Raw genomic sequence first — 24,444 nt, 5'->3', positions numbered from 1 at the left:
GGCTGGAGTGGGCAGAAATAACGGTAAAAATCCCGTTAAATCGGCCTGCGATGGCTGGAGAGGGCCGGAATAACGGTAGAAATCCCGTTAATTAGGCCTGCGATAGCTGGAGGGGGCAGAAATAACGGTAAAAATCCCGTTAATTTGCCTGCGATGGCTGGAGGAGACTGAAATAACGGTAGAAATCCCGTTAATTAGGCCTGCGATAGCTAGAGTGGTCAGGCGCTGAAATCCTTACCTAATAGTGGGGTAGCAGATGTCGTTATCATGCTAAACAAGGGCAGCATCGTCAAGGCGATGCAAGGTTGTATGCGGTAACATGAAGAAGAACACAACGTTTGGGAGGTGCAGCATGAAGCGCTGTTTGTATAGGGCCGAATGGCTCGGGGAAGAGAAGGAGGCTGCTGCTTTTTTCGGGAGCGGTGAACTCACTGCTTCATTTCAAGAAGCGATGGTAGGTCTGCGTGTGGATCATTTAAGCCTGTTTGCCGCCGGTAAACAGCTGTTTCTGTATTATGAGTGCCTGGCAGAACCAGTTATACCGGAGCTGCTGCTGCCGGATGCCTCACAGAGGCTCGAAGTCTGGCCGGGAGGGGAGCAGGGACGGCGCTGGGCACCGTTGACCGATATTTTTCATTACCAGCAGCCTGTGTCGGCTGAGCATTGGCAGCGGCGGAACGCTGCTGGCAGGCCTTATGGCCGGCTGGCTATGCTGAAGCCGGAAGCGGCGGCAAGCTACATTTACTATCACTATCAGTATCAAGAGGAGCGGCCGGGGGACGGGGATAAGTACGGGATTATCGGGCTGCATGAGAATGTGCTGTTTTTTTATGCCGAGAAGCCGGATACCTGGGAGCCTACCCCCTATGAAGGCAAGCTGAAAACCTCGCTGCGTCCCGATAATTGGGGAGAAGTGATGGAGCCGCATTTTATGAGATGGGAAGGTGCGCCGGTTGGGCAGGAGCTGTGGAAGAACATGGAGCTGCTGCTTGAGCTGCGCTCTCTGAGCGGAAAGCAGGGGGTGCGGCATGCGTAATTTGTTTTGCCTGAACGGGGAGTGGGATTTCATGCCCCTGTACGATCAGCCGCAATGCCGCAGTCTGCCGGAAACCATCGTGTACGAAGAATGTAAGGTGCTGGTACCCTCCAGCTGGAGACGGACCTATCCGCAGCCGGATGGCAAAACCTTCGGGAAAATCCCGGAATATGATTATGCACCGTTTGACCTGTACGGTTACCCGGAGGAGTGGGACTCCGCTGAGTCAGGAGTGCTGCACCGCAGCTTCCGGGTTCCGGAGAGCATGGCGGGACAGCGGATCGTGCTGCGGCTGGACGGGATTATGCAGAAGGCTGTCATCTACATAGACGGCCAGGAAGCAGGTATATGGGAAGACGGCTATCTTCCGCTCAGGCTCGATATCACTTCCATGGTGGAGCAGGGACGGGAGCATCAGCTGCAGGTGGTGTGCAGCAGCTTTGATACAGTCCTCCTGCCGAATGGAACGTCCAAGATCACCGGACTGATGGGCTCCTGGTACGGCAGAATCAGCCGGGGCATCTGGCAGGATGTGTATCTGGAAGGCTATCCTGTGCTTGCGCTGGAGGATGTAACGATCCGCACCTCTGTCAGGGAAGGGCGGTTAGAGGTTCAGGCGGTTGCAGCCGGGGCGGAGGAAGCTGCGGCTGGCCGAGGTCCGTTAAAGGTAAGGCTGAGCGTCTGGGAGAAGGTCGTGCTGCGGCGGGGTGAGAACGGCGCGGAAGGGCCTGATGTGCGGGGAATAGATGAGCATACTGGGGAGCCGGAAGGGCTGAAAGAGCTGAATGAGCTTGGAGCCGGGGGAGTACCGGGAGCTGCTGCCGGTCCGGTCCTGTCCGTGGAAAATACGGCTAAGCCTACAGATGCGAAGGCTGCCCGGAAGCTCAGACTTTGTGAGAACGCGCAGGACGGAGCTGTATACAGCGCCTCCCTCCAGCTGGATTGGGACAGTGCCAGGCTGTGGAGTCCGGATCAGCCGTTTCTCTACACTGCGGTGCTGGAGCTGCTGGAGGGCGAGACGGTTGTTGACCGTTACACTGAGGATTTTGGCTTCCGCGAATTTTGGAGCGAAGGGCCGCAGTTTATGCTGAACGGCATTCCGGTCAATCTGCGCGGTGACTCCTGGCATTTTCAGGGCGGACTGCAGATGACAGAGGCGTATATCCGCAACTGGTACCGGATCTGCCGCAGCGTTGGCATTAACAGCATCCGGCTGCATGCCGAGCCTTATCCGGCTGATTATCTGCGCATTGCCGATGAGGAAGGCATGCTGATTGTTGACGAGACCGCGATTTACGGCTCGGGCAAATCGATGCTGGCTGACCATCCGGCATATGTGGAGAACTGCCGGCAGCATGTGCGGCGGCTGGTCCGGCGTGACAAAAACCATCCGTCCGTCATCCTCTGGAGCCTGCAGAATGAAATGCGCTGGGTGGACGGGCGGGACGGCTTCAAGCTGCACATGCCCGGCCTGATGGAGGAGATCCGCAGGCTTGACCCTACCCGGCTGATCATCGCCGAAGGGGACAACCGGCTGCTGGCCAAGGAGCATACGGAGGTGGAGAGCCGCCACTATAACATCGACGGGACCATCAGCCAATGGGACCGGACGGCTCCGCTGACGTTCGGGGAACACGGCGGCTGGTGGTATATCTGCCCGCAGAACAGCAGCATGTACACCGGCCTTGAGGTCTACCGGGGAACGGATGAGAGCACTGCGGGGCTGGCCCAGAAGGAGCGGCTGTTTGTGGAGTATGCCAGACGGCAAGGGGTATCCGGCATATCTACCTTTAATTTCGCCCATTATTTCATGCGGGCGATGCCGGAACGGGAACTGGTACTGCCGTTTGCTGATCCGGCTACGCCAGGAGTGAAACCGAAGACGGTCCCTGCCTATTCACTGACGATTAACAACGGCATGCTGCCGGAGGAATATCCGCTGTATATTCCCAACCCCGCCTTTGCCATTATGGCTGAAGCCTTCAAGCCCGTAACGATTATGGCGGCTGAATACAACAGCTGGTTTTATGATGATAAGCCGGTTGTCCGCAGTTTTGATGTTTATAACGATACGTATTCAAGCCAGGATGTCCGGGTTGAGGTCGTGATCCGCCAGGGCGGCAAGAGCATCCATGAGCAGACCTTCCAGTTCGTTCAACAGCCTGCCGAACATAAGGTCATCGGGCTGGAGTGGATGCCTCTTCCGGCCGGTGACGGGGAACAGGCAGAGCTGACGGCACTTTTGTTCCATAACGGACAGCAGCTGCATGAGCTGCGTCTGGAATACAGAATGGTGTCCGCAGGCCTGCTGGAGCAGCCGCTGAACCTGCGGCGGCAGGCAGCCTATTACGGATCAGACGCTGATTTTGCTTATATCCGCAGGCTGGTTGCGGGCTGTAAGAGGGTGGACTCCGCTGAGGTGTCCGGACTTGCTCCCGGCTCGCTGCTGATTATCGGCAGCTATGCGGAGGATACGGACGGCACGCTTGAGGCCGGGCTGCAGGCCTTCGCCGCGCGGGGCGGACGGGTGCTGCTGCTGGAGCAGAGCAGCTTGTCGCCCGGCAGGCTGCCGCTCTCACGGCGGCCATTCCTCCGCGCCCATGCCGGCAGCTACCGGCATCCGGTGCTGGAGGGCTTCGACGACAGCAGCCTCATGTTCTGGCACGCGGAGCTGCGTGAAGAAGGGCCGCTGCCAATCATCCGCGCGGCCTTCGAGAAGCCGGTGACCGGCGCTTTCACCCTGCTGCTGGAATGCAGCTCGGGCGATTTCGGCGACGGCGGCGATCTGTGGTCGCCGCTGCTGGAGTACCGCAGCGGAGCGGGCCTGCTCCTGGCCAATCAGCTGGAGCTGATGGCCAATCTGGAGCAAGTCCCGCAGGCCTGCCTGCTGCTGCGGAACCTGCTGGCCCACGCCGGGGGCACCGCCGGCGCATGCCAGCCCCTCCCCGGGGCGCCGCTGGCGCGCCCCGGCAAGTCCGCCGCCGCGCTGGTCCGCGCCGGCGGTGAGGCCGCAGCCCTCCTGGCGGGGCTGCGGCTGCGGTACACGGCGCTGGAGGCCCCAGCGCCGGCACTGCCGGGCGCGCCTGACGCAGCGGCGCGCCAGAACCTGCAGGACTTCGGCTTAATTATAGCCGAAGCCTGCATGCTTGAAGCGCCGGGCACAGCCGCGGCGCTCCGGCACTACGCCGAGGCCGGCGGGCAGCTGGTGCTGCTGCCGGCTGAGCCAGGGCAGCAGGCGGCGCTCGGCAGCCTGCTGGACCGGCCCGTGCGCGTACAGCCGCACGAGGCGTACCACCTGGCGGCGGAATATGATTACGCCGCCGTGCAGGGGTTCAGCCCTGTCGACCTGTTCGGCTTCGACAAGGTGTTTTTGTCGCCGCGCGAGGTCAGGAACCATGTGCTGGCTGCGCATAGCCTGGACATTGCCGGTGCGGACGCACTCTGCACAAGCGTTGAGGGAACAGCCTGGAAGGACTATTTCGTGCATGGCTACACGGCTGAATACAGCCGGCTGGCACTGGTCGAGCTGAACCGCAGAAAGGCCCGCCCTGCGGGAACCTTCGTGGCTGAAGTCAAGTTAGGCAAAGGGGCTGTAATCTGCTCCCAGCTGCTGACTGATCCCGGCAATGACAAGGCGGTCCGCCTGTATACCCGGCTGCTGGCCAATCTAAGCGCGTCCTTTGATGACGGCCTGCTGGACAGCGTGAAGGGGGACGGGGAGTGGGCCGTAGAAACGATGATGGCCCTGCCATGCCTGCCCCACATTAATTATGAAGAGATGAAGGCGTACTACATTGACCCGGAATTTTCATTAAATAATCTGGGTGAAGGCCTGTACGGCTGGATGCAGAAAAAAGAGCGCCGCCCCGGCGACGGCACTCTTCGCATAGCAAATGCAGGGGATAACCGCTGGTTTCTGAGCTGTTTTGTACATGTTCCCGAACAAGCAGGGAAGGCTGCTCAGCATTACCCGGGCCGGCTGCGGATCAACACGGACGTCCCCTATGAAATCTACCTGAACGGTGAGCTTGCAGCTGAGCCGGAACGGGAGCTTACGCTGCAGACCGGGCTTAACCGGCTGATCGCCATCCTGCAGGGAACGGGCGGAGATCTGGCGTTCGGCCTGACCTTTTTGAACCGGGATGGCACCTACATGAAGGGCCTGGAATACCGTCTGACCCTGGATGAGGTCGAGCCGAAATAACCCCATTACATTATAGAGGAGCTGAAGCCCGGTGAATGCGGAGCTTACCAGAAATAACGATTCGAAAGCATACTATACCTTCAGGGATGAGGAAAAAGAGGTCGAATTCAAGCGGCATGACATGCCGACGCCGTGGATGAACTATCTGTCGAACGGCACCTTCCATACGATGCTGTCGCATGCCGGCGGAGGGGTGGCATTTTATAAGTCGCCCCAGATCTGGCGGATTACACGCTACCGTTTCTTCCATCTGCCGATGGACCGTTCCGGCCCGTACATCTATGTTCAGGATGCCAAGACGGGCAGCTACTGGTGCCCGACCAGCGAGCCCGCCCTGGATAAGCCCGAGGAATGGAAAAGCGCCCACGGGATGGGCTACACCCGCTTTGAGGCAAAGCGCGGCGGTATCGCGGCCCGGACGGTGTATTTTGTCGGACCGCATGAGAACTCGCTGATCTGGAATCTGAACCTGACTAATGAAGGGACCGAAGCAAAAGAGCTGAAGGTCTACGCTTACGCTGAATTCGGGATGATGGAATTTATGCGTGAGCTGCAGTGGCAGTGCTATAACAAGCATCAGGTGTCTGTGCAGTATCATGAGGGTGAGGCCCTGGTCTACCGTTACGGGGTGGAGAACCAGCCGAAGCCTGAGGAGACGCCGCTTGTCTATCTGGCTGCGGATACACCGCTTGCCGGCTATGACGGTGACCGTGAGGAGTTTATCGGCAGCTACCGCAGTGAAACCAATCCGGCCGCAATCGAGAATGGCGGCTGTACCGGATCGACGCTGCTGGGCGGCGACCCGTGCGGCGCGCTGCAGTTCAATGTTACGCTTCAGCCGGGAGAGAGCCGGACGATCAATGTGTTTCTCGGTACGGCAACTGATGAGACGGAGGTGTCGCGGGCTATATTCCATTCCAGGGAAGCCGGATTTGTAGAAGCCTCCTTCCAGGCGCTAAAGGAGAACTGGTCCGGCTACCTGGGCGCCTGGGAGAGCCGGCTGCCGGATCAGGACGCCGAGCGGATGATCAATATCTGGAATCCGTATCAGGCGCACCGCAACTTTTTATTTTCACGCAATATTTCCTTTTATGCGACCGGGACGTTCCGCGGTGTAGGCTACCGGGATACGGCCCAGGATATACTCTCGGTTGTGCCCTTTGATACGGAGCTTGCTTTAGACAAGCTGAAGCTGCTGCTCGGCCAGCAGTACAGGGACGGGCATGTGAACCATTATTTCTTCCCGAACGAGGGCTGGGAGCCAGTAACGAGCATTCACTCGGATGATCATCTGTGGACGGCGCTTTCGGCCTGGGACCTGCTGGCGGAGACAGGGGATGCTGCGTTCCTGCAGGCAAAGGTGCCTTATTATGACGGCGGTGAGGGTACAGTATATGAGCATCTACGGGCGGCTATAGATTTTACGGCCTCCCAGCTTGGCTCCCGTGGTTTTCCGCTGATGCTGCGCTCGGACTGGAATGACCAGCTGTTCCGGGTCTGCCGCGAGGGAAAAGGGGAAAGCATCTGGACCTCGATGCAGCTCGGAACCGTACTGCTGCGGATGATTGACCTTGCCGCGGCTGCCGGGCATCCGGAGGATACCGTCCGGTACGGGGCAATGTATGAGCTTCAGCGTGAGCTGGTCAACAGCATCGGCTGGGACGGCCGCTGGTTCCGCCGGGCGATCATGGATGACGGCCGGTTCCTCGGCAGCGATGAACACGACGAGGCCAAAATCTGGCTTAACGCCCAGACCTGGGCCACCATCTCCGGTATGGCAGACGTCGATAAGGGGCTGCAGGCGATGGACAGTGTGCGGGAAATGCTGGACACCGAGCTCGGCATCAAAAAAATCCACCCGTCCATCACCACCTTCCCCGATCCTGCCGACCCTCTGACCAATTACAACAAGGGGACTGGAGAGAACGGAGCTGTCTTCTGCCACGCCAACACCTGGGCGATTATCGCGGAATGCCTGCTGGGCCGCGGGGATCTGGCTTATAAATATTACCGCCAGCTGCTGCCGAATGTTGCCATGGACAAAGCGGGCTTGTGGCGCTACAAAGCCGAGCCTTATGTCTATGCCTCCAACCTGTTCGGGCCGGAGTCCGACAAGTTCGGATTGGCTAACGTCTCCTGGCTGACCGGTACCGCTGCCTGGATGTACGTGGCTGTTACCCAGTATATTCTCGGGGTAAAGCCGGTATTGAATGGGCTGTCCATCGACCCGTGCATTCCGGCTGACTGGGAAGGGTTCACGGTCAAGCGGCGTTTCCGGGGCTGCGTCTACGATATCTCGGTTACCAATGCCAATAAGGTCTGCAAAGGTGTCAAAAGCATCACCGCCGACGGCGTACTGCTGGAAGGCAACATACTTCCTGCATATCCCGGACGCTCATCCGTCAAGGTTGAGGTCGTTCTGTAGAACAACAGGCTTATCTTATTCAACGGACTGTATTTAGTGTTTGAGCATACCGCCCTTAAGCAAAATGGCTGTTTAGCCTTCCATTTGCCTAAGGGCGGTTCTTTGTGGTTGCTGCCTGCTTAATTATTTACGTCTGGTTATGGCCCAGAATAATAGAGCAAGTGCACTTACACCGGCTCCGAGCCAGCATACTCCGTTCCACCCGGCATAGGCGTACATGCCTGTTGCGGCAATAGAGCCGGCTGAGCTGCCGATTGAATAAAAGATCATATAAGCGGCGGTGAGACGGCTGCGGGCCTCGGGACGCACATTAAAAATCATACTCTGATTCGTAACATGTACCGCCTGAACAGCCATGTCCAGAACTAAGATTCCGATAACAAGCGCTGCCAGGGAGCGCTCCGTATAGCTGATAGGCAGCCAGGAAAAGAGGAGCAGCACGAGCGCAATTCCGGTTGTGATTTGTCCATATCCGCGGTCGGCCAGCCGTCCGGCACGGGTTGCCCCTAACGCCCCGGCAACTCCGGCTAAGCCGAAGGCTCCGATGGCAGAGTGAGACAGTGACAGCGGAGGCTGGCTGAGCGGTAACACAAGTGAAGTCCACAAGATGCTGAAAGCGGCAAAAATGAACATGCAAAGCAAGGAGCGGATACGCAAAATACGCTCTTCTTTATACATGCCCAGTACGGAACGCAGCAGCTGGAAATAGTTAAGGGTGGTTTTTCGCTCCTCCTGAGGCATGATCCGCAGCAGCATTATTGCAATTGCAAGAATACAGACTGCGGACAGAAGATAGACCGAGCGCCAGCCTGCTACGTCCGTCAGTACTCCTGCAGCGGTTCTCGCCAGCAAAATACCAATGACAACCCCGCCGGTTACCATTCCAACCGTACGCCCTCTTTCGGAGGGGGCGGCTAACGTTGCAGCATAAGCAACTAATGTTTGTGTAACAACGGCCAATAGCCCCACAATGGCCAGCCCCGAAAAAAACACGCTGACATCCGGCGCGAAGGAGATCGCAGATAAGGCCAGCACGGATAAAAGCATCTGACCGGGAATCAGCAGCCGCTTGTTAAGAATATCGCCAAGGGGCACCAGCAAAAAAAGGCCAACCGCATAACAAATTTGGGTAACCGTGATAACAATACCAACGGATGAAGGGGCTATAGCGAACTCCTCCGCGATGACATCCAGCAGCGGCTGGGCGTAATACACATTTGCAACAGACAGCCCGCAGGCTATGGCGAATAATAAAGTTACACTACGCTGCATTGATGCAGGCCGTCCGGCAGTTGTGCCGGGTTTCCCCGTTCCCTTTTTTATCCTCGCCTTTTCGCTAATTTGCAGCTTGCCCAAATGGTTTCACACTCCTCTCATGGTAAATGTACTTTACAGTATAATATACTGATCGGTACAAAAAGCATGGAATAAAAATAACTCCTTTAATAAACATAGTCAAGGCGAATTTTAAGAGGAGTTTGACAATCCGACGGCGTAATTATAGAATTTTTAATATACCAAGTAGTATGATATGGAGGGTGAACAATGGTCCGGCTCAGGGAGTTTGACGAGGAAAAGGTGCTTCAAGCGGCGATGCGTGTTTTTTGGGAGAAGGGCTATGAGGCTACTTCTATTAACGATTTAACCTCGGCCATGGCGATTCAGCGGCCCAGTCTTTATTTAGCTTTTGGCGATAAAAAACAGCTGTTTGAAACCACTCTGCGCAAGTACACCCAATGGCACGCCGCAAGGATACGGAAGAAGCTTGAAAGTAACCATTCTGTCCGGGAAGCCTTTCGTAATTATTTCAAAAATTTAGTTGACGAGGAGTACGCGGGGGAGGGGAGCCTGGGGTGCTTTTGCATCAATACAATGGTCGAGCTGTCGCCTCATGATGAGAAATTTGAAATTATTACGCGGGAGCATCAGATGTACCTTGCCGTCCTGTTTCAAGAAACGCTCGAGCGCGGCATCCGGTCAGGCGAGCTAAATCAAGAGACAAACGCCAAAGCTCTGGCTCAAAGTCTCGTTGTATCCTTAATCGGTATCACGGTATTGCTGAAGTCCCGGCCCGACCGGTCTTTTGTCGATAATGCGGTTGAGGTATCGTTGTCCCATTTGTAATGAGCTTCGTTTAGCGGATGCTCTTTCTGTATTTCTCCGGCGAGATTCCTTTTTGCTTTTTGAACATTTGGCTAAAATACGACGGAGAATAGCCGCCCACCTCTGCCGCAATCTCCTGAACAGACCTGGTGGTGTTGGCGAGCAGAATACTGGCTTCCCGTACACGCCGCTGTATCACATATTCAGACAGGGTGAACCCGGCATAATCCTTAAACAAATGTGAAATATGGTACGGTGACAGGTGCATCGCGGCGGCCAGCGTCTCCAGGCTAAAAGGCTCTTTATAGTGTTCATCCAGCCAGCCGGTAATCCGTTCAACATGCGAACCTCCGCGTGACTGGTTATCGGAATTCTCGGGCAACACGCCGGACATGTTTTTTTGCAGCAGACGGATTAACTGGAGCATCAGGAGCCCCATATTTTCTTCTCGGTCTGCAGCGGGGCTATTATCGGCGTAATGCAATTCCTCCAGCACAGCGGCAACCGGCGTATTGTGCATGTCATATACAACCGGACGCTGCAGGCTTCCCCTCCACAGGCTGCGGAAAAACTTCTCCAGTAAAGGAAAAGCCGCAAGGTAACGCTCCAAAAAGCCGGGATCAAAGGTCAGATTGGTCCGGATATACGAATGGCCCTCGGCCGCAGGAACAAGCACACGGTGCAGCTGATATGGCTGAAACCAGACAAGGGTGTGATCCCGGATCGCATACGTCTGATTCTCTGCCATAATTTCGCCATGTCCGCTATAAATGTACAGCATTTCAATGCCCCTGTGCGCGTGAAACCAATGGGCTTCCGCATCTTCAACCTTATACTTGTACATAAACAACCCGGGCTCCAGCCCCTGGGGCAGGTAATCGTTCCTGTTCATGCAGCGCTCCCTCATCAACCAGTATTACTTTTAGTATAAGTAGCCGTCCGGCAAAAAGATACCGTTTCATCTCCGCGCTCAAGTAACTATGCAGCCCCAAGTAACCAGGTAAAAGTTGACCGTCGCAATAGAGGGAAAAATGCCTCTGATTCCGGCGGATGAGGGGAAATGGGCAAAATGAAAGGCAAAAATGCCTCTGATTCCGGCGGATGAGGGGAATTGGGCGAAATGAGAGGCAAAAGTGCCTCTGATTCCGGCGGATGAGAGAGATTGGGCGAAATGAGAGGCAAAAAGACTGGTTACTCTTAACTAACTATCCAGCCTACCTTTCAGCTAAACTCTGACTTTGTCGCCTACTGCCCCACACACTCATCCAGAATACTAACCAGCTCAGCACTCCACCCGACACATTCACCGAACTCACGCGCTCAGCACTCCGCCCGACGCACTCACCAAACTCACGTGCTCAGCACTCCGCCCGACGCACTCGCCAAAGTCACGCGCTAAGCACTCCGCCCGTCGCCCGTCGCAATAGAGGCAAAAATGCCTCTGATTCCGGCGGATGTGGGGAAAAGTGTGAAATGAGAGGCAAAAAGACTGGTTACTCTTAACTAACTATCCAGCCTACCTTTCAGCTAAACCCTGACTTTGTCGCCTACTGCCCCACACACTCATCCAGAATATTCACCCGCTCATCACTCCGCCCCACACTCTCACCAGACACACCCACCCAACTCTCCACAATTCCAATCACCAATCACCAGTCCCCAGCCAGCTCCCCGCGCCTCACTCCCACCTACCACGCCCCCTAATCCTGCCGGCCGTACCAATACCCTGGAATGCCCTGCTCCAGGCGCAGCAGCGCCTCCAGGAAGAAGTAGTCGCCCCAGATCATAAAGTCGTCGGGGGAGGAGTTGCCTCTGACGGAGTAGGAGCCGTGGCGCAGGAAGCCTTCCTCGTCCGGGTTCCCGGCAGTGAAGTAGCTGCTGATCAGCGAGTCCATCGATTGGTTCACCGCTTCGCTCAGCAAGGCGTGGTCCGGGTCACCCTCCGGCAGATGCTCCAGCAGCTCAAGCACACCGCACACAAAGATGGCTGAGGCCGAGCTGTCACGTGCTGTGCCTTCCTCCTGCGGAGCATCGAAATCCCAATAGGCGACATGGTCCTCAGGGAGATGCTCAAGAAAGTAGCGGGCCAGCCTCCGTGAGGTTTCGAGGAAACGCTCCTCCCGCGTATAGCGGTAAGCCAGGGCGAAGCCGTAAACGCCCCAGGCCTGGCCCCGCGTCCAGGTCGAGCCGTCCTGGAAGCCCTGCGCCGTTCCGCCGCGGATGGCATTTCCGTTCTCCTGGTCAAAATAAAAGGTATGGTACGAGGAGTCATCCCCCCGCACCAGGAACCGGCGGCTTTGGTCGGCTTGAAGGGTTGCACACTCAGCATACCTGCGGTCTCCGGTCTGTTCAGCTGCCCAGTAGAGCAGCGGGAGATTCATCAGGCAGTCGATAATAATCCGCCCGCCGTTGTCAGCGTCGCCTTCCGGCCCCCAGGCCTGGAATACCTGCGGTGCTGAACGCCAGCGCTTCATCAGCACATCGGCGGCCTGCAGCGCCAGCAGGCGGGAGGCTTCATCGTTATCCACGATCCACCGCGCCTTGGCGGACAGGGAGTAGAGGAAGCCAATATCATGATGGTCCAGCTCCTGCCCTGCTTCCATGCGCTCACGGAAGGAATCCACCGTCTGGATCGCTGCATAATAAAGCGCGGGTTCCTTGCTGTATTCATAGCTCAGCCACAAAATACCGGACCAGAAGCCCTCCGTCCAGTTGGTCTGGTCAGTCAAAAAGTATTTGCCGTCACCCATACTGACTATCGGAAAGCGGTTACCGAATCGTTCAATGTTAAGGCGGGTGGTGGCCAGCGTCTGTTCAATTACGGATTTCCGGTTCATGCTAGAATAACCTCCTAATATCGCTGCATTGTTCTTAACCTCATTATAAATCTGGTGTGGTATCGGTTTGTTGTGTAATTGTTTAGGTATATTGCGGTTTGAGCATTGCCGGGTTAAAGATTGTGAAGACAATCCCTTTGTCTTATGGTAAAAATTACTTATGCTGATACAGCAGACCTGCATAATGTTATGAATCACAAGGGGGAGCAGATGGAGAAGGTTAACCGAAGCATTTCTGTAATTTTTACGGCCATCATGTTAGCAGCGGGAGTATACTGGGCAACGCATGCCAGTAGCTGGACGTTTATGGGCACAGCGGCCGCCGTCGCCTGTTATGGCTTGTTCACAGCGGCCGGCCTGCGCGCCATTCCCGCATTCACCGGTTATATCGCAGCCGGCCGGGTTCAGCAGTCTGCCAGACTGGAGGCTGCAGCGGATCTGCGCAGACAGGCCTGGACAAAAATTCTTGTCTGGGTGCTGCTTAGCCGGGTGCTGCTGCTGATCGCCGCTTATGCTTTTTTAATAATAAAAAACGGATATACCGGAAGTCTGGATGATTATTTAAATCAGGCCTGGCATGTTACGGGAATCGATGCGCCGTCTTATCTGGGCATTGCCGAGAACTGGTACGTGACGGAGGGGGATCCCCGCTTCCATATCGTGTTCCTGCCCTTTTTTCCGGTCCTGATTAAGGTGGTTCACTTCTTCACCAATAATTATCTCGCTGCAGGCTATACCGTAGCTAATCTCTGTACTGTTGCGTTTGCACTGGTTGCTTATGAGCTTGCGGCGCTCGACATGGACAGGAAGGATGCGCTCCGGGTAGTAAAATATATGTTTATTTTCCCTGCCGCCTTCTTCTTCCTGCTGCCGATGACCGAATCCTTATTCCTGCTGTTATCGCTGCTATCCATCTACCTGGTCCGCCAAAAGAAATGGCTGTTCGCCTGCCTGTGCGCCGCCCTGGCCGGATTTACGCGCTCACCCGGTGTGCTGCTGGCGGTCCCGATTGCTGTAGAGCTGTGGCGCGACCTTGCTGAAACGTACAAATCCGCCCATAAAAAAGTGTTCAAGCGCAAGCTGGCAGCTGCCGCCGGCTGTCTGGCAATCGTGCCGCTTGGCCTGCTGGCCTATCTGTACATCAATTACGCTGTGCACGGGAACGCGCTGCAGTTCAGTATTTACCAGCGGGAGCACTGGTTCCAGCGGCAGTATCTGTTTTTTGATACAGTGAGGTACCAGATGGAGTATGCGGTAGGCAAGTTTAAGGAAGGGGACAGCCGCAGCTTATTCGGGCTCTGGCTGCCGAATCTGCTCGCTATTTTCACGACACTCTATGTGATGCTCAGAAGCGCCAAGAAGCTCCACCCCTCCTATACCGCCTATATGATTGTATATTTTGTATTTGTGACCGGGCCGACCTGGCTGCTGTCTGCACCGCGTTATCTGGCCGCTGCCTTTCCGCTGGCCTTTGCGGTTGTGCTGCTTACGAAGAGTAAGGCTAAGGACGTTGCAATAACGGTATTATGTGTAGCAGGGAGCCTGCTGTATCTGGCAATGTTCGTATGGGGGTATCCAATCTATTAATGTTTCTGCCGATTGAAACGGTTAAGGAGAGCTGTGCTCATGTTCAAAATTATGGTTGTGGAGGATGACATCAAGATTGCGGAGCTGCTGCAGTCTGCCATCCGGAAGTACGGGTATGAGGCGGTGCTGGTACAGGATTTTCAGCAGGTGCTGGAGGAATTCCGGCAAGCGCAGCCGGAGCTGGTGCTGCTTGATGTGAACCTGCCGAGCTACGACGGCTATTACTGGTGCCGGCAGATCCGCCGCGTCTCCACCTGCCCGATTCTGTTTATTTCAGCTCGGGAGGGAGAGATGGACCAGATCATGGCGCTGGAGAACGGCGGGGATGATTATATCACCAAGCCGTTTCATTCCGGGGTTGTGCTGGCCAAAATCCGCAGCCACCTGCGGCGGGCGTTCGGGGAATATGCCGGAGTTCGCCAGGAAGCCGTGCTTGAGCAGGAGGGGCTTATCCTGTATCCCGAGAGGCTTGAGCTGCAGCTCGGGAAAGACATGGTCAGTCTTACGCAAAAGGAAACGGATATTCTGGAGAGCCTGATGGAGCGTTATCCGCGGGTAGCCAGCCGGGAAGCGCTGCTGGAGAAGCTGTGGGACCAGCCGCAGGCCTTTGTCGATGAGAATACACTGAATGTCAACATCACCCGTGTCCGTAAGAAGCTGCAGGAGCTTGGGATCGAGGAGGCCGTGATAACGGTCAGAGGAACGGGCTACCGGCTGAATGTTACCTGGGGGGAGAAGGAGCTATGAAGCTGTTTATACGCGAGCATCTGCTGCTGATTGCCGTTCAGCTGATCCAGTTCGGGGCGATCATCTCCATTTACTGGCTGGACGGCTACCGCCAGCTGCCGGTTGCCTTGTATGCTGTTTTTATAGGCTTTTTCTTCCTCGCCTGTTATCTGGTCCACCAGTACGTGACCCGCCGCCGTTTTTATCTGCGTCTCAGCCGGCCGCTGGATTCACTGGATGAAGCCTATCAGAAAATAGAGGAAGCCCCCGTATCCAAAGCCCTGGAGGAGCTGCTGCATTCCCACTACCGCCATACCATGCAGCAGCTTACCACAATGAAAAAGCAGCAGGAGCAGCACTTAAGCTTCATCGACCAGTGGGTACACCAGATGAAAACCCCGCTTTCGGTTATCGAGCTTACGGTTCAGAATATGGACGAGCCTGAGTTTGCCAGCATCCGGGAGGAGCTGGAGCGGATGCGCAGCGGCCTGCATACGGTGCTGTACATGGCCAGGCTGCGGGCGTTCGAGAAGGATTTTAATATCAGACAGGTGGTTCTTCCGCAGCTGATCCATGAGGTTCTGCACGAGCACAAACGCCAGTTTATCCGAAACCGGATCTATCCGGCGGTGGAAGCTGCTGATCCGGACATTTCCGTCCAGACGGATGAGAAATGGCTGTTCTTCATGCTGTCGCAGCTCATCAACAATGCGATCAAATACACAGCGGCCAAAGCGTCCGGTGATAAAAAAATCAAGGTTTCCTGTTATATGCGGAATAATGAGGCTGTTATTGAGGTCAGGGACGAGGGGATCGGCATTCAGGCGTCCGACCTGAAGCGGGTATTTGATCCCTTTTTCACCGGGGAGAACGGGCGGGGGCTGCGTGAATCTACAGGGATGGGGCTCTATCTGACCAAGGAATCTGCCGACCGGCTCGGGCATGCCATTGAGCTGGAATCTGAGGCCGGGAAGGGAACGGCGGTCCGGCTTATTTTTGCTGCGAATGTTTAGCTTACAAGCATGTAAGAAAAGTGAAACCTTATTCGATAGCGGCGCTTCCGCCTGCCCTGTATATTGGGTACAGAACCAGCTGGCTATAGAGAGGAGACAAGAGCAAAGATGCTGCAGGTAAAACAGGTCAATAAAATATATGAAGGTAACATCGCTTACCGGGCGCTGACAGACATTGATCTGACGGTGGAAGAGGGAGAATTCATAGGGATCATGGGGCCGTCCGGAAGCGGAAAAACAACACTCCTGAACCTGATCGCCACCGTCGACAGCCCGACCACCGGAGAGATTCTGATCGACGGCAGAAGCATAGGCACGATGGGCAAAAATGAGCTGGCCGTCTTCCGCCGCCGTCAGCTAGGCTTCGTCTTCCAGGACTTTAATCTGCTGAACACGCTGACGGTAGAGGAGAATATAGTACTGCCGCTGACGCTGGACGGGACTCCGGTCCGTGAGATGAAGGAGAAGGCACAGCGGATCGCGGATAAGCTGGGAATAGCCTCTATTATGAAAAAACGTACTTATGAAATCTCAGGTGGCCAGTCTCAGCGGACGGCTATTGCCAGAGCCATGATTCATTCCCCCAGGCTGCTGCTGGCAGACGAGCCTACCGGCAACCTGGATTCCAAAGCGGCCAAGGATGTTCTGGATTTGCTGATGACAATCAACCAGGAGCAAAAAACGACGATGCTGCTCGTTACCCATGATGCTGTGGCAGCCAGCTACTGCCATCGGGTGGTGTTCATTAAGGACGGGCGGTTTTATACCGAGATTCACCGCGGAGACAACCGCCAGAGCTTTTTCCAGAAAATCATTGATACACTTTCGCTGCTGGGGGGATACGGCAATGACGTTCCGTCAATTCGCATTCCGTAATGTCACCCGTAACAAACGGCTGTACACCGCTTATTTTCTCAGCAGCATGTTCATGGTAATGGTGTTCTTTACGTTCTCTATCTTTACCTTCCATCCGATGCTCAGTGCAGACAGGCTGAATTCGGGTACCGTGGTTGCGCTGAACGTCTCGAAATGGATTATTTATGTGTTTTCCTTTTTCTTTGTGCTGTATTCGATGAGCGCCTTTCTGCAGTCACGCAAAAAGGAATTCGGCCTGATGATCCTGCAGGGCATGACCACCGGACAGCTGCGTAAGATGATTTTTACGGAAAATATGCTGATCGGCTTCAGCGCCACTACCTTCGGCATCGGCCTCGGACTGGTGTTTGCAAAGGGGATTCTGCTGGCCGGGGAGAATGTGATCGCGCTCAACGAACGGCTGGATTTTTATTTTCCGCTGCAGGCAATTAATCTTACACTGGCCTCCTTTCTGCTGCTGTTCGTGCTGATCTCGCTGTTCATTTCGTCGGTGCTGCGCAGCGGCAAGCTGATTACCCTGATCAAGTCAGACCGTCAGCCGAAAAAAGAGCCGAAGGCCTCGCTGCTGCTGTCCCTGCTTGTCGTAGCCTTAATCGGGATCAGCTACTTCCTGTCGCTGCGGGCGGAAGGGCTGGAGGCCGTACTCCTGCTCCTGCCTGTAGTAATTATGATTACTATAGCGACCTATCTGCTGTTCACCCAGCTGAGTGTCTATATCATCCGGAGGCTGAAGAGCCGGGACCGTTTTTTCTGGTTCAGAACCAATATGCTGCTGTTCTCCGACCTGTCTTACCGGATGAAGGATAATGCGCGCACTTTTTTTCTGGTGGCGATTATTTCAACCGTCTCCTTCTGCGCCATTGGTGCCCTGTACGGCTTCCAGTCGATGCTATACGGTTCAATGCCCCAGCATAATCCTTATTTATTCACTTACTTAGCCAGGGAAGGCGACAGTATGGAGCAGGCGCATGTGCAGCTGATCCATCAGAAGCTCAGTGAATCGGGGATTACAGCTGAGCCGGCTGAGCTAACGCTTAGTTACTATCCGCTTGCGGCAGGGGACGAAACGCTGCTGCTGGTGAAGCAAAGTCAATATAACCATATTGCGGAGCTGATGGAGCTTGAAACAATAGAGCTGGAAGAGGGGCAGGCGGTGGCTGTGGATTTCGGGCTGTCCCGTAACGGAGAGGGTATGCTCAATCAGCCTTTGCAGCTACAGACGGGGGCCGTGGTGGAAGCGGACCGGGCCATTCTTTCTCCGGTCGTCAGTGTTGTCAGCAGTTATTTGATTGTCCCCGACGCGCTGCTGTCAAGCCTCGGCAATCCGACCAAGGCGGATCACTACTATACCTGGCACGGACCCGCTGGTCAAAAGGGAGCTGAGGCTGCCGGGGGACAACTGCTGAACAAGCTGCCTTATGCTGAGGCTTATCAGTTCGAGGCCTTGGATTATCAGATGGACATGACGGTTAAAAACTTCGGGCCGATGATGTTCGTCGGTTTCTTTGTCGGCATTGTGTTCTTTGTATCGGCGGGCAGCTTTCTGTATTTCCGGCTGTACAGCGATCTGGATGAGGATAAGCACAAGTTCAAGGCAATATCCAAGCTGGGTCTCAGCGAAAAGGAGCTGGGCCGGATCTTGAACCGCCAGATCAGCTTACTGTTCTTTGCACCCATTATTGTAGCGCTGGTGCATGGAGCTGTGGCGCTTACGACCCTGTCACATATGTTCCAGTATTCATTGCTTAAGGAATCTGCGCTTGTGCTGGGTCTGTTCTTCATTATCCAGCTAGTTTATTTCTTGATTGTGCGGCTTTTCTATACAAGACAGGTGAAGTTAGCGCTTAGGCAGTAGTGGTATAAAAAGAGGCCGCATCCCGGTTAGGGGTGCGGCCTCTTTGCTGTTCCTGGATATTACACCAGGTTCGGGATGTCTACCGCCGGATCGGTGTCTGCTTCATAATCGACACCTTCCGTGCGGAAGCCGAACAGGTTGAAGAAATCATCCTGGTAGCCTGGCAGATCCGCCAGATCAGGTACATTGGCTGTTTCGATTTCGCTCCAGCGCTTCATGACCTCAGCCTGAACATCCCCGCGCATTTCCCAGTCGTCGATGCGGATCAGGTGGCTGTTGCCGGCTTCGCCGTTATACAGGTGCTCGGCGAACAGGCGGTACATCTGCTGGATGCAGTTTTCATGCAGCTCTTTGTCCTTCATCACTCTGTACAGCGCAGAGATGTAGAGCGGCACAACCGGAATGGCCGAGCTGGATTGGGTTACAAGCGCCTTGTTAACCGAGACAAAAGCCCGTCCGTTCGAAGCGCTCAGCTTCTCGTTCAGTGCGATTGCTGTTTTCTCCAGGTCAATTTTAGCCTGGCCGATTGTTCCGTCCTTATAAATCGGGTGAGTAACCTCAGGTCCGATGTAGGAGTAGGCTACTGTTGTTGCCCCTTCAGCAAGCGCGCCTGCTGCCTGGAGCTGGTCGATCCACATGCCCCAGTCCTCACCGCCCATAACGGCAATGGTCTGACGCACTTCATCGTCCGTTGCAGGCTCGATGGTTACGTTTGTTACTTCGCCGGAATGGAAATTCATTGTTTTGTTGGTATAAGCGTTGCCGACAGGCTTGATTACGGAAGAGAAAACCTCACCAGTAACCGGATGTGTGCGGCGCGGGGAGGCCACGCTGTACACTACGAGGTCAACGTTACCGAATTCGGCCTTGATCAGGTCGATTGTCTTAGTCTTGATGCTGTCGGAGAAAGCGTCACCTACGATGCTGAACGACTTCAGGCCCTGCTCGGCAGCAGCCTTCTCCAGCGCAGCGGAGTTATACCAGCCTGCCGAAGCCGTACGTGCACCTTCAGCCGGCTTGTCGAAGAAGACGCCGATCGTATTCGCTCCGGCACCAAAGGCAGCGGTAATGCGCGAAGCCAGTCCATATCCGGTGGAGGCTCCGACAACCAGAACATTAACGGGTCCGCTCAGCTTTTTGTGTGCTTTTACATAGTCGATCTGCTGCTGTACCTGCCGGGCACAGCCCTCGGGATGCGCCGTGGTGCAGATGAAGCCGCGTGTTTTGGGCTGGATAATCATATAGGAAATCCCCTTTGTTTTGAATTTTAACTTTACAACCACTGTTATAGAGTATAGCAAATGATGGCTCAGAAAGATAAGCCCCCCGGTTATTTTATCTACGGTATTTCGCAAAGGACCAGGATAGCGCTATGATAAATAGAAGAAAAAGATAGCTGATAAGACTGGAGGCCGTGCGAAATGCTGGTGATTAACGGAAAAGAAACGGCGGAAATGCTGACAATGCAGGCCTGCATCGGTGTTATGGAGAGGGTGCTGGCTGCACTCTCCTCAGGAGATGCGGTCCAGAGCCTGCGGCAGGTTATGCCGCTCGCGGACGGGAATCTGTTCGGGCTGATGCCGGGTTATCTGCGGCAGGAAGCGGCGGCGGGAGCCAAGCTGATCAGCGTGTTCCCGCACAATCATGACAGGGGCCTGCCCTCCCATCAGGGGGCGGTTGCCCTGTTCGATGCAGAGACCGGCAGGCTGAACGCCATCGTGGACGGCCGGCAGATCACGGCCATCCGCACAGCGGCGGTCAGTGCGGCAGCAACGAAGCTGCTGGCCCGGGAGGATGCCGGCGTGCTGGCGATCCTTGGCACCGGCGAGCAGGCGGCCAGCCATCTGGAGGCGATGCTGCTGGTGCGCAGCATCCGCGAGGTCCGCGTCTGGGGGAGGACGCCAGACAAGGTGCAGCGTTTTGCCGCGGAGATGGCCGCCAGATACGGCATAGAAGTAACGGCAGCGGCTACCGCACGCGAGGCGGTCCAGGCTGCGGATATTATCTGTACCGTGACAGCTTCTAGTGTCCCGGTGCTGAATGGCGAATGGGTCCCGGAGGGAGCCCATATCAACGCCGTCGGCGCCTGCCGGCCGCATGAGCGGGAGCTGGACTCGGCGCTGGTGGCAAGGTCCAGGCTCTACGTGGACCGGCTGGAATCCGCTGTCCACGAAGCAGGTGACTACCTCATTCCGCTGGCTGAGGGCGCCATAGCCGAAGGCCATATCGCCGGGGAGCTCGGCGGGCTGCTCCTGCAAAGCGTGCAGGGCAGGACAAGCCATGAGCAGATTACCCTGTTCAAAGGCCTGGGTCTGGCGATTGAGGATTTGGCTGCGGCGCATTATATTTACAATCAGGCCGTGCTTTTGCGTAAGGGTGTTGAGGTTGAGATGTAATCTGAGGAGGCAAAAAAGATGAGCTTACAGGCAGGATTCTATGATTTTAAATTAACGGAGGAGCAGGAGCTCCGCGCACAGCGGCTGCATGAGCAGAATATCAACATTGATCTGCTGTTTCAGGGGCCGCTGTCTCCGCGCGCAATTCCCGCTGCTGTCTCAGAGAGAATCAGGGAGCTCAGCGAGCCGTACAAGGATGAACCGATGGTCTACAGCTCTATGCCGGCCAAATGGGTGACCAAGCTGGCAGCCGGCGGTGACATTCCCCAGTATAAAGAGGAGTGGTTCCAGTCCGGCATTACAGCTGGCAACCGGGAGCTGCACCTGAACGATATGGACAGCCTGATTACGAGCATGGGCGAGGTGCAGTTGCAGTTTGATGCCAATGACTGGCTGATCAAGGCGCAGACCGCCGGAGATATCCGCAGCGCCAAGCAGTCAGGCAAGGTGGCAGGCATTGTAACGGCGCAGGAGACGGATGCCCTCGGCACCAATCTTGAGCTGCTGGAGGTGCTGCATCATTTCGGGCTGCGTATTCTGCAGCTGACCTATAATAAGCAGAATCTGATCGGCTCCGGCTGTGCGGAGCAGGCAAACGGCGGGCTGTCGAATTTCGGGGTCCGGTTCGTGCAGCGGATGAACGAGCTGGGCATCATTGTCGATACCGGACATTGCGGCAAACAGACAACCCTGGATGCCTGTAAGGTTTCAAGCACGCCGGTCATTGCCTCACACACCGGAGTAGAAGCGATATATCCGCATATGCGCTGTAAAAGCGACGAGGAGATTCTCGCCATTGCCGGAACCGGCGGCGTCATCGGGATTTTTGCCATGCCGTGGTTTGTCCATGAAGACCCTGACCATACGACGATCGAACATGTGCTGGATCATATGGAGTACGTCATCCGGCTGGCTGGCGTAGATCATGTGGGCATTGGCACAGACTGGCCGATGAGTGACCTTGACTGGTCCCTGGTCTATTTTAAAGAGAATATTGCTCCCAAGCTGGGCTTTGCCCCGGGGGACGGGCCCTCGACCGAAACGGTTGCGGGACTTGAGAAGTACAGCTACTTTATCAACTTCACCAGAGGTCTCATAGCACGCGGCTATACGGATGAAGACATCGCGAAGATCATGGGGGGCAACTGGCTCCGGGTATTTGAACAAATCTGCGGATAGGGGATATGCACTGATGACTATTTATTTACATACAACGGACTTCCGTTTCTACTGCTCCGGGATTTATAGCGGCAAGATTCATTTTACGGAAAAAGCAATTATGCACGCCAAGGTAGACGTCCGCCGCCGCACGCAAATGCAGGACAACGTGCTTGATCCGAACGCAAAATATGTGCTTCCTTTTGCCAAAATCGCCCGCCAGCTCGCTTCCTACGAAGCTGCAGACTGGACGGGAGAAAAGGTTGTACTGGACACCGGCGAGGTATACCACAAGCATATCAGCTATGAGGCGGAGATTGGCGGAAGGCTGCTGGCATCACAGGTCTGGGCACTGCGGGGCGATACGGCGCTGGATGTGGTGACGCTGAACGGGGAGGTTATTGCATTTCTTACCCCTAACCGTTACGGGATTGAGCTGATCGTCAAGGCAGGCTATGAAGCGCTGACTCCGCTGACGGTGTATGATGAGCCGCTTCTGTCCAAGCCGGAGTATGGCGTTAATGATCTTGGTACGTTCCTGGTTCCTATGCGTGACGGCATCAAGCTGGCGACCGATGTGTTTCTGCCGGAGGGCATTCAGCTGGGGACGAAGCTGCCGACGATTCTTGTGCGCACCTGCTATGACCGTAACGGGAAAAAAGAGATTTTTATGCGCTGGGCGAATAAAGGCTATGCCGTAGTCTCCCAGGATGTGCGGGGCCGGGCGGATTCTGAGGGGGAGCTGATTCCTTTTTATAATGAACGGGATGACGGCTACGACACGATTGACTGGATTATCACCCAGGACTGGTCAGACGGCAAAGTAGGAATGTGGGGCGCATCCTATCTCGGCTATGTCGTTGTGGCAGCAGCCACCAGCGGGCATCCGAACCTCAAGGCGGTTGTGGATGAAGTGAATGTAGGCTCACCGTTTATTGATACCGCACGCAAAGGCGGGACACTGTGCTCCTGGCCGCTGCTGTCGTGGACCCTGGCGCAGTCGGTGGGGACGCGGACGGATTTTGATATTTTTGGCGGGATCACGGTAAGCCCGGAAGCAGCGGTTGATGCAAGGCCGATCCGGGACATTCCGCAGCAGATGATCGGGAAGACCTCCGGACCGTGGGAGCTGTGGAGCCAGCATCCGGAATATGATGACTTCTGGCGGAACTGCACCTTCACCGAGCTGGGCCATCAGGTTAAGGTTCCGATGTATGTGATTTCCGGCTGGTATGACGGGGACAGTCCCGGTGTATCAGAGACCTGGCGGATGCTGACCGAGCATGATGTGCCGAACCGCAAAATCCGCTTAGGCGCCTGGGAGCACGGGCCGAACCGGGCCAGGGATCTGCAGGGGGCTGCTTTTGGCGAGGATGCGGTTGTCTACGATTATGATGTCTCTGTGCTGCGCTGGTTCGACCGGTTCCTGAAGGAGATACCGAATGGTATCGATGAGGAGCCGCGGGCTTCCTATTATGTAGTCGGTGAAAACCGCTGGAGAACGTCCGCGGACTGGACGCCTGCTGAAGCGGTGGTTACGCCGTTCTATCTCGCAGGTTCGGGCCGGGCGAATTCGTCACTGGGCGACGGCAGGCTGGTGTCTGCACCGGAAGCGGACTCCGTCCCGGATACATTTATCTACAATCCGGCGGACCCTGTCCAGGACAGCGGGGAGCGTGAGCCGGAGAATATGCGGAAGCATGAGCTGCGCAGCGATATTGTGGTGTACACCAGTGAACCTCTGGCGGACAAGCTGACGGTCGCCGGGGAGCTGTCCTGCGTCCTGTATGCAGCAAGCACAGGCCTTGATACCGACTGGGTTGTGACGCTCAGCGATGTCCATGAGAACGGCGATTCGATCCGGCTGTCCAATTATATTGTGCGGGCCAAGTACCGTCACGGGCTGGATAATCCGCAGCTGCTGGTGCCGGGCCAGGTGGAGAAATATGATATTTTCCTGCAAAATATCGCCCATACCTTCGCCGCCGGACACCGCATCCGCCTCACAGTTACGTCTTCCAGCAAATTTGTCGCCTTCCCGAATACGAATACCGGCAAGGATCCGTATGAGGATACGGAAGCGGTGATTGTTCAGCAGACGATTTGTCATGACTCAGAGCATCCGAGCCATGTTATGCTGCCGGTGATACCTAACGTTTAAGCTGAATTGAAACATTTTCCATTTATACTCGTCAGGTAAGGTATATCAGCATTTGCCTGAATGGATT

16 protein-coding genes are annotated in these 24,444 nt (G+C 55.6%); 12 read left to right on the top strand and 4 right to left on the bottom strand.

The features are described from left to right. The first annotated feature begins 352 nt into the window (after positions 1–352). From R70723_RS24655 to R70723_RS24645, 3 genes are read left to right on the top strand one after another with little or no spacing between them, the layout of a single operon-like run. Positions 353–1,036 (top strand): hypothetical protein, encoded by a 684-nt coding sequence (locus tag R70723_RS24655; protein ID WP_039876373.1) that lies wholly within the window; start codon positions 353–355, stop codon positions 1,034–1,036. Beyond that, positions 1,029–5,240, top strand: a complete 4,212-nt coding sequence (locus R70723_RS24650; protein ID WP_039876370.1) for a glycoside hydrolase family 2 protein — start codon at positions 1,029–1,031, stop codon at positions 5,238–5,240. The genes R70723_RS24655 and R70723_RS24650 overlap by 8 nt, the downstream gene beginning before the upstream one ends. A gap of 31 nt (positions 5,241–5,271) precedes the next feature. Continuing rightward, positions 5,272–7,665: a GH36-type glycosyl hydrolase domain-containing protein gene (locus tag R70723_RS24645; protein WP_039876369.1), complete on the top strand. Its 2,394-nt coding sequence runs from the start codon at positions 5,272–5,274 to the stop codon at positions 7,663–7,665. 123 nt (positions 7,666–7,788) lie between these two features. Here the strand turns inward: R70723_RS24645 and R70723_RS24640 are convergent, their stop codons facing one another. Beyond that, positions 7,789–8,937, bottom strand: coding sequence for an MFS transporter (locus R70723_RS24640; protein WP_081957603.1), 1,149 nt, complete (start codon positions 8,935–8,937; stop codon positions 7,789–7,791). Positions 8,938–9,210: 273 nt separating this feature from the next. Here R70723_RS24640 and R70723_RS24635 point away from each other — a divergent pair, with 273 nt between their 5' ends. Continuing rightward, positions 9,211–9,789 carry a TetR/AcrR family transcriptional regulator gene (locus R70723_RS24635; protein WP_039876368.1) on the top strand — a complete coding sequence of 193 codons (579 nt, stop codon included), beginning with the start codon at positions 9,211–9,213 and terminating at the stop codon, positions 9,787–9,789. Between the two features lie 10 nt (positions 9,790–9,799). Here R70723_RS24635 and R70723_RS24630 read toward each other — a convergent pair whose 3' ends face one another. Together R70723_RS24630 and R70723_RS24625 are read right to left on the bottom strand one after the other, a co-directional pair. Beyond that, positions 9,800–10,660: a helix-turn-helix transcriptional regulator gene (locus R70723_RS24630; protein WP_039876366.1), complete on the bottom strand. Its 861-nt coding sequence runs from the start codon at positions 10,658–10,660 to the stop codon at positions 9,800–9,802. Between the two features lie 808 nt (positions 10,661–11,468). Further along, complete coding sequence (locus R70723_RS24625; protein WP_039876363.1) at positions 11,469–12,605, bottom strand: glycoside hydrolase family 88 protein; 1,137 nt, start codon at positions 12,603–12,605, stop codon at positions 11,469–11,471. Between the two features lie 210 nt (positions 12,606–12,815). On the opposite strand from R70723_RS24625, the gene R70723_RS24620 reads away from it, so the two are divergent. The 5 genes from R70723_RS24620 (at position 12,816) to R70723_RS24600 (ending at position 18,662) form a co-directional block, all read left to right on the top strand. Further along, positions 12,816–14,192 carry a hypothetical protein gene (locus R70723_RS24620; RefSeq protein WP_156123843.1) on the top strand — a complete coding sequence of 459 codons (1,377 nt, stop codon included), beginning with the start codon at positions 12,816–12,818 and terminating at the stop codon, positions 14,190–14,192. A gap of 39 nt (positions 14,193–14,231) precedes the next feature. Beyond that, positions 14,232–14,939, top strand: a complete 708-nt coding sequence (locus R70723_RS24615) for a response regulator transcription factor (RefSeq protein ID WP_039876360.1) — start codon at positions 14,232–14,234, stop codon at positions 14,937–14,939. Further along, on the top strand, positions 14,936–15,931 hold the full coding sequence (locus R70723_RS24610) for a sensor histidine kinase (protein WP_039876358.1): 996 nt from the start codon (positions 14,936–14,938) through the stop codon (positions 15,929–15,931). The genes R70723_RS24615 and R70723_RS24610 overlap by 4 nt, the downstream gene beginning before the upstream one ends. 108 nt (positions 15,932–16,039) lie before the next feature. Further along, complete coding sequence (locus R70723_RS24605) at positions 16,040–16,807, top strand: ABC transporter ATP-binding protein (RefSeq protein ID WP_039876357.1); 768 nt, start codon at positions 16,040–16,042, stop codon at positions 16,805–16,807. Then, positions 16,779–18,662 carry an FtsX-like permease family protein gene (locus tag R70723_RS24600; RefSeq protein ID WP_039876354.1) on the top strand — a complete coding sequence of 628 codons (1,884 nt, stop codon included), beginning with the start codon at positions 16,779–16,781 and terminating at the stop codon, positions 18,660–18,662. Before R70723_RS24605 ends, R70723_RS24600 begins: the two co-directional genes overlap by 29 nt. A gap of 59 nt (positions 18,663–18,721) precedes the next feature. Here R70723_RS24600 and fabV read toward each other — a convergent pair whose 3' ends face one another. Continuing rightward, positions 18,722–19,903: an enoyl-ACP reductase FabV gene (gene fabV, locus R70723_RS24595; protein ID WP_039876351.1), complete on the bottom strand. Its 1,182-nt coding sequence runs from the start codon at positions 19,901–19,903 to the stop codon at positions 18,722–18,724. 180 nt (positions 19,904–20,083) lie between these two features. On the opposite strand from fabV, the gene R70723_RS24590 reads away from it, so the two are divergent. Genes R70723_RS24590 through R70723_RS24580 form a run of 3 tightly spaced genes read left to right on the top strand, consistent with a single transcriptional unit; the run spans position 20,084 to position 24,377 of the window. Continuing rightward, positions 20,084–21,058, top strand: a complete 975-nt coding sequence (locus R70723_RS24590) for an ornithine cyclodeaminase family protein (RefSeq protein WP_039876347.1) — start codon at positions 20,084–20,086, stop codon at positions 21,056–21,058. Between the two features lie 18 nt (positions 21,059–21,076). After that, positions 21,077–22,237 (top strand): dipeptidase, encoded by a 1,161-nt coding sequence (locus R70723_RS32340; RefSeq protein WP_052421457.1) that lies wholly within the window; start codon positions 21,077–21,079, stop codon positions 22,235–22,237. A gap of 13 nt (positions 22,238–22,250) precedes the next feature. Continuing rightward, positions 22,251–24,377, top strand: a complete 2,127-nt coding sequence (locus R70723_RS24580) for a CocE/NonD family hydrolase (RefSeq protein ID WP_052421456.1) — start codon at positions 22,251–22,253, stop codon at positions 24,375–24,377. Positions 24,378–24,444 lie beyond the last annotated feature (67 nt).

The organism is Paenibacillus sp. FSL R7-0273, assembly GCF_000758625.1.
Lineage (GTDB): Bacteria > Bacillota > Bacilli > Paenibacillales > Paenibacillaceae > Paenibacillus_AQ.
This window is presented reverse-complemented; position numbering and strand designations above follow the sequence as displayed.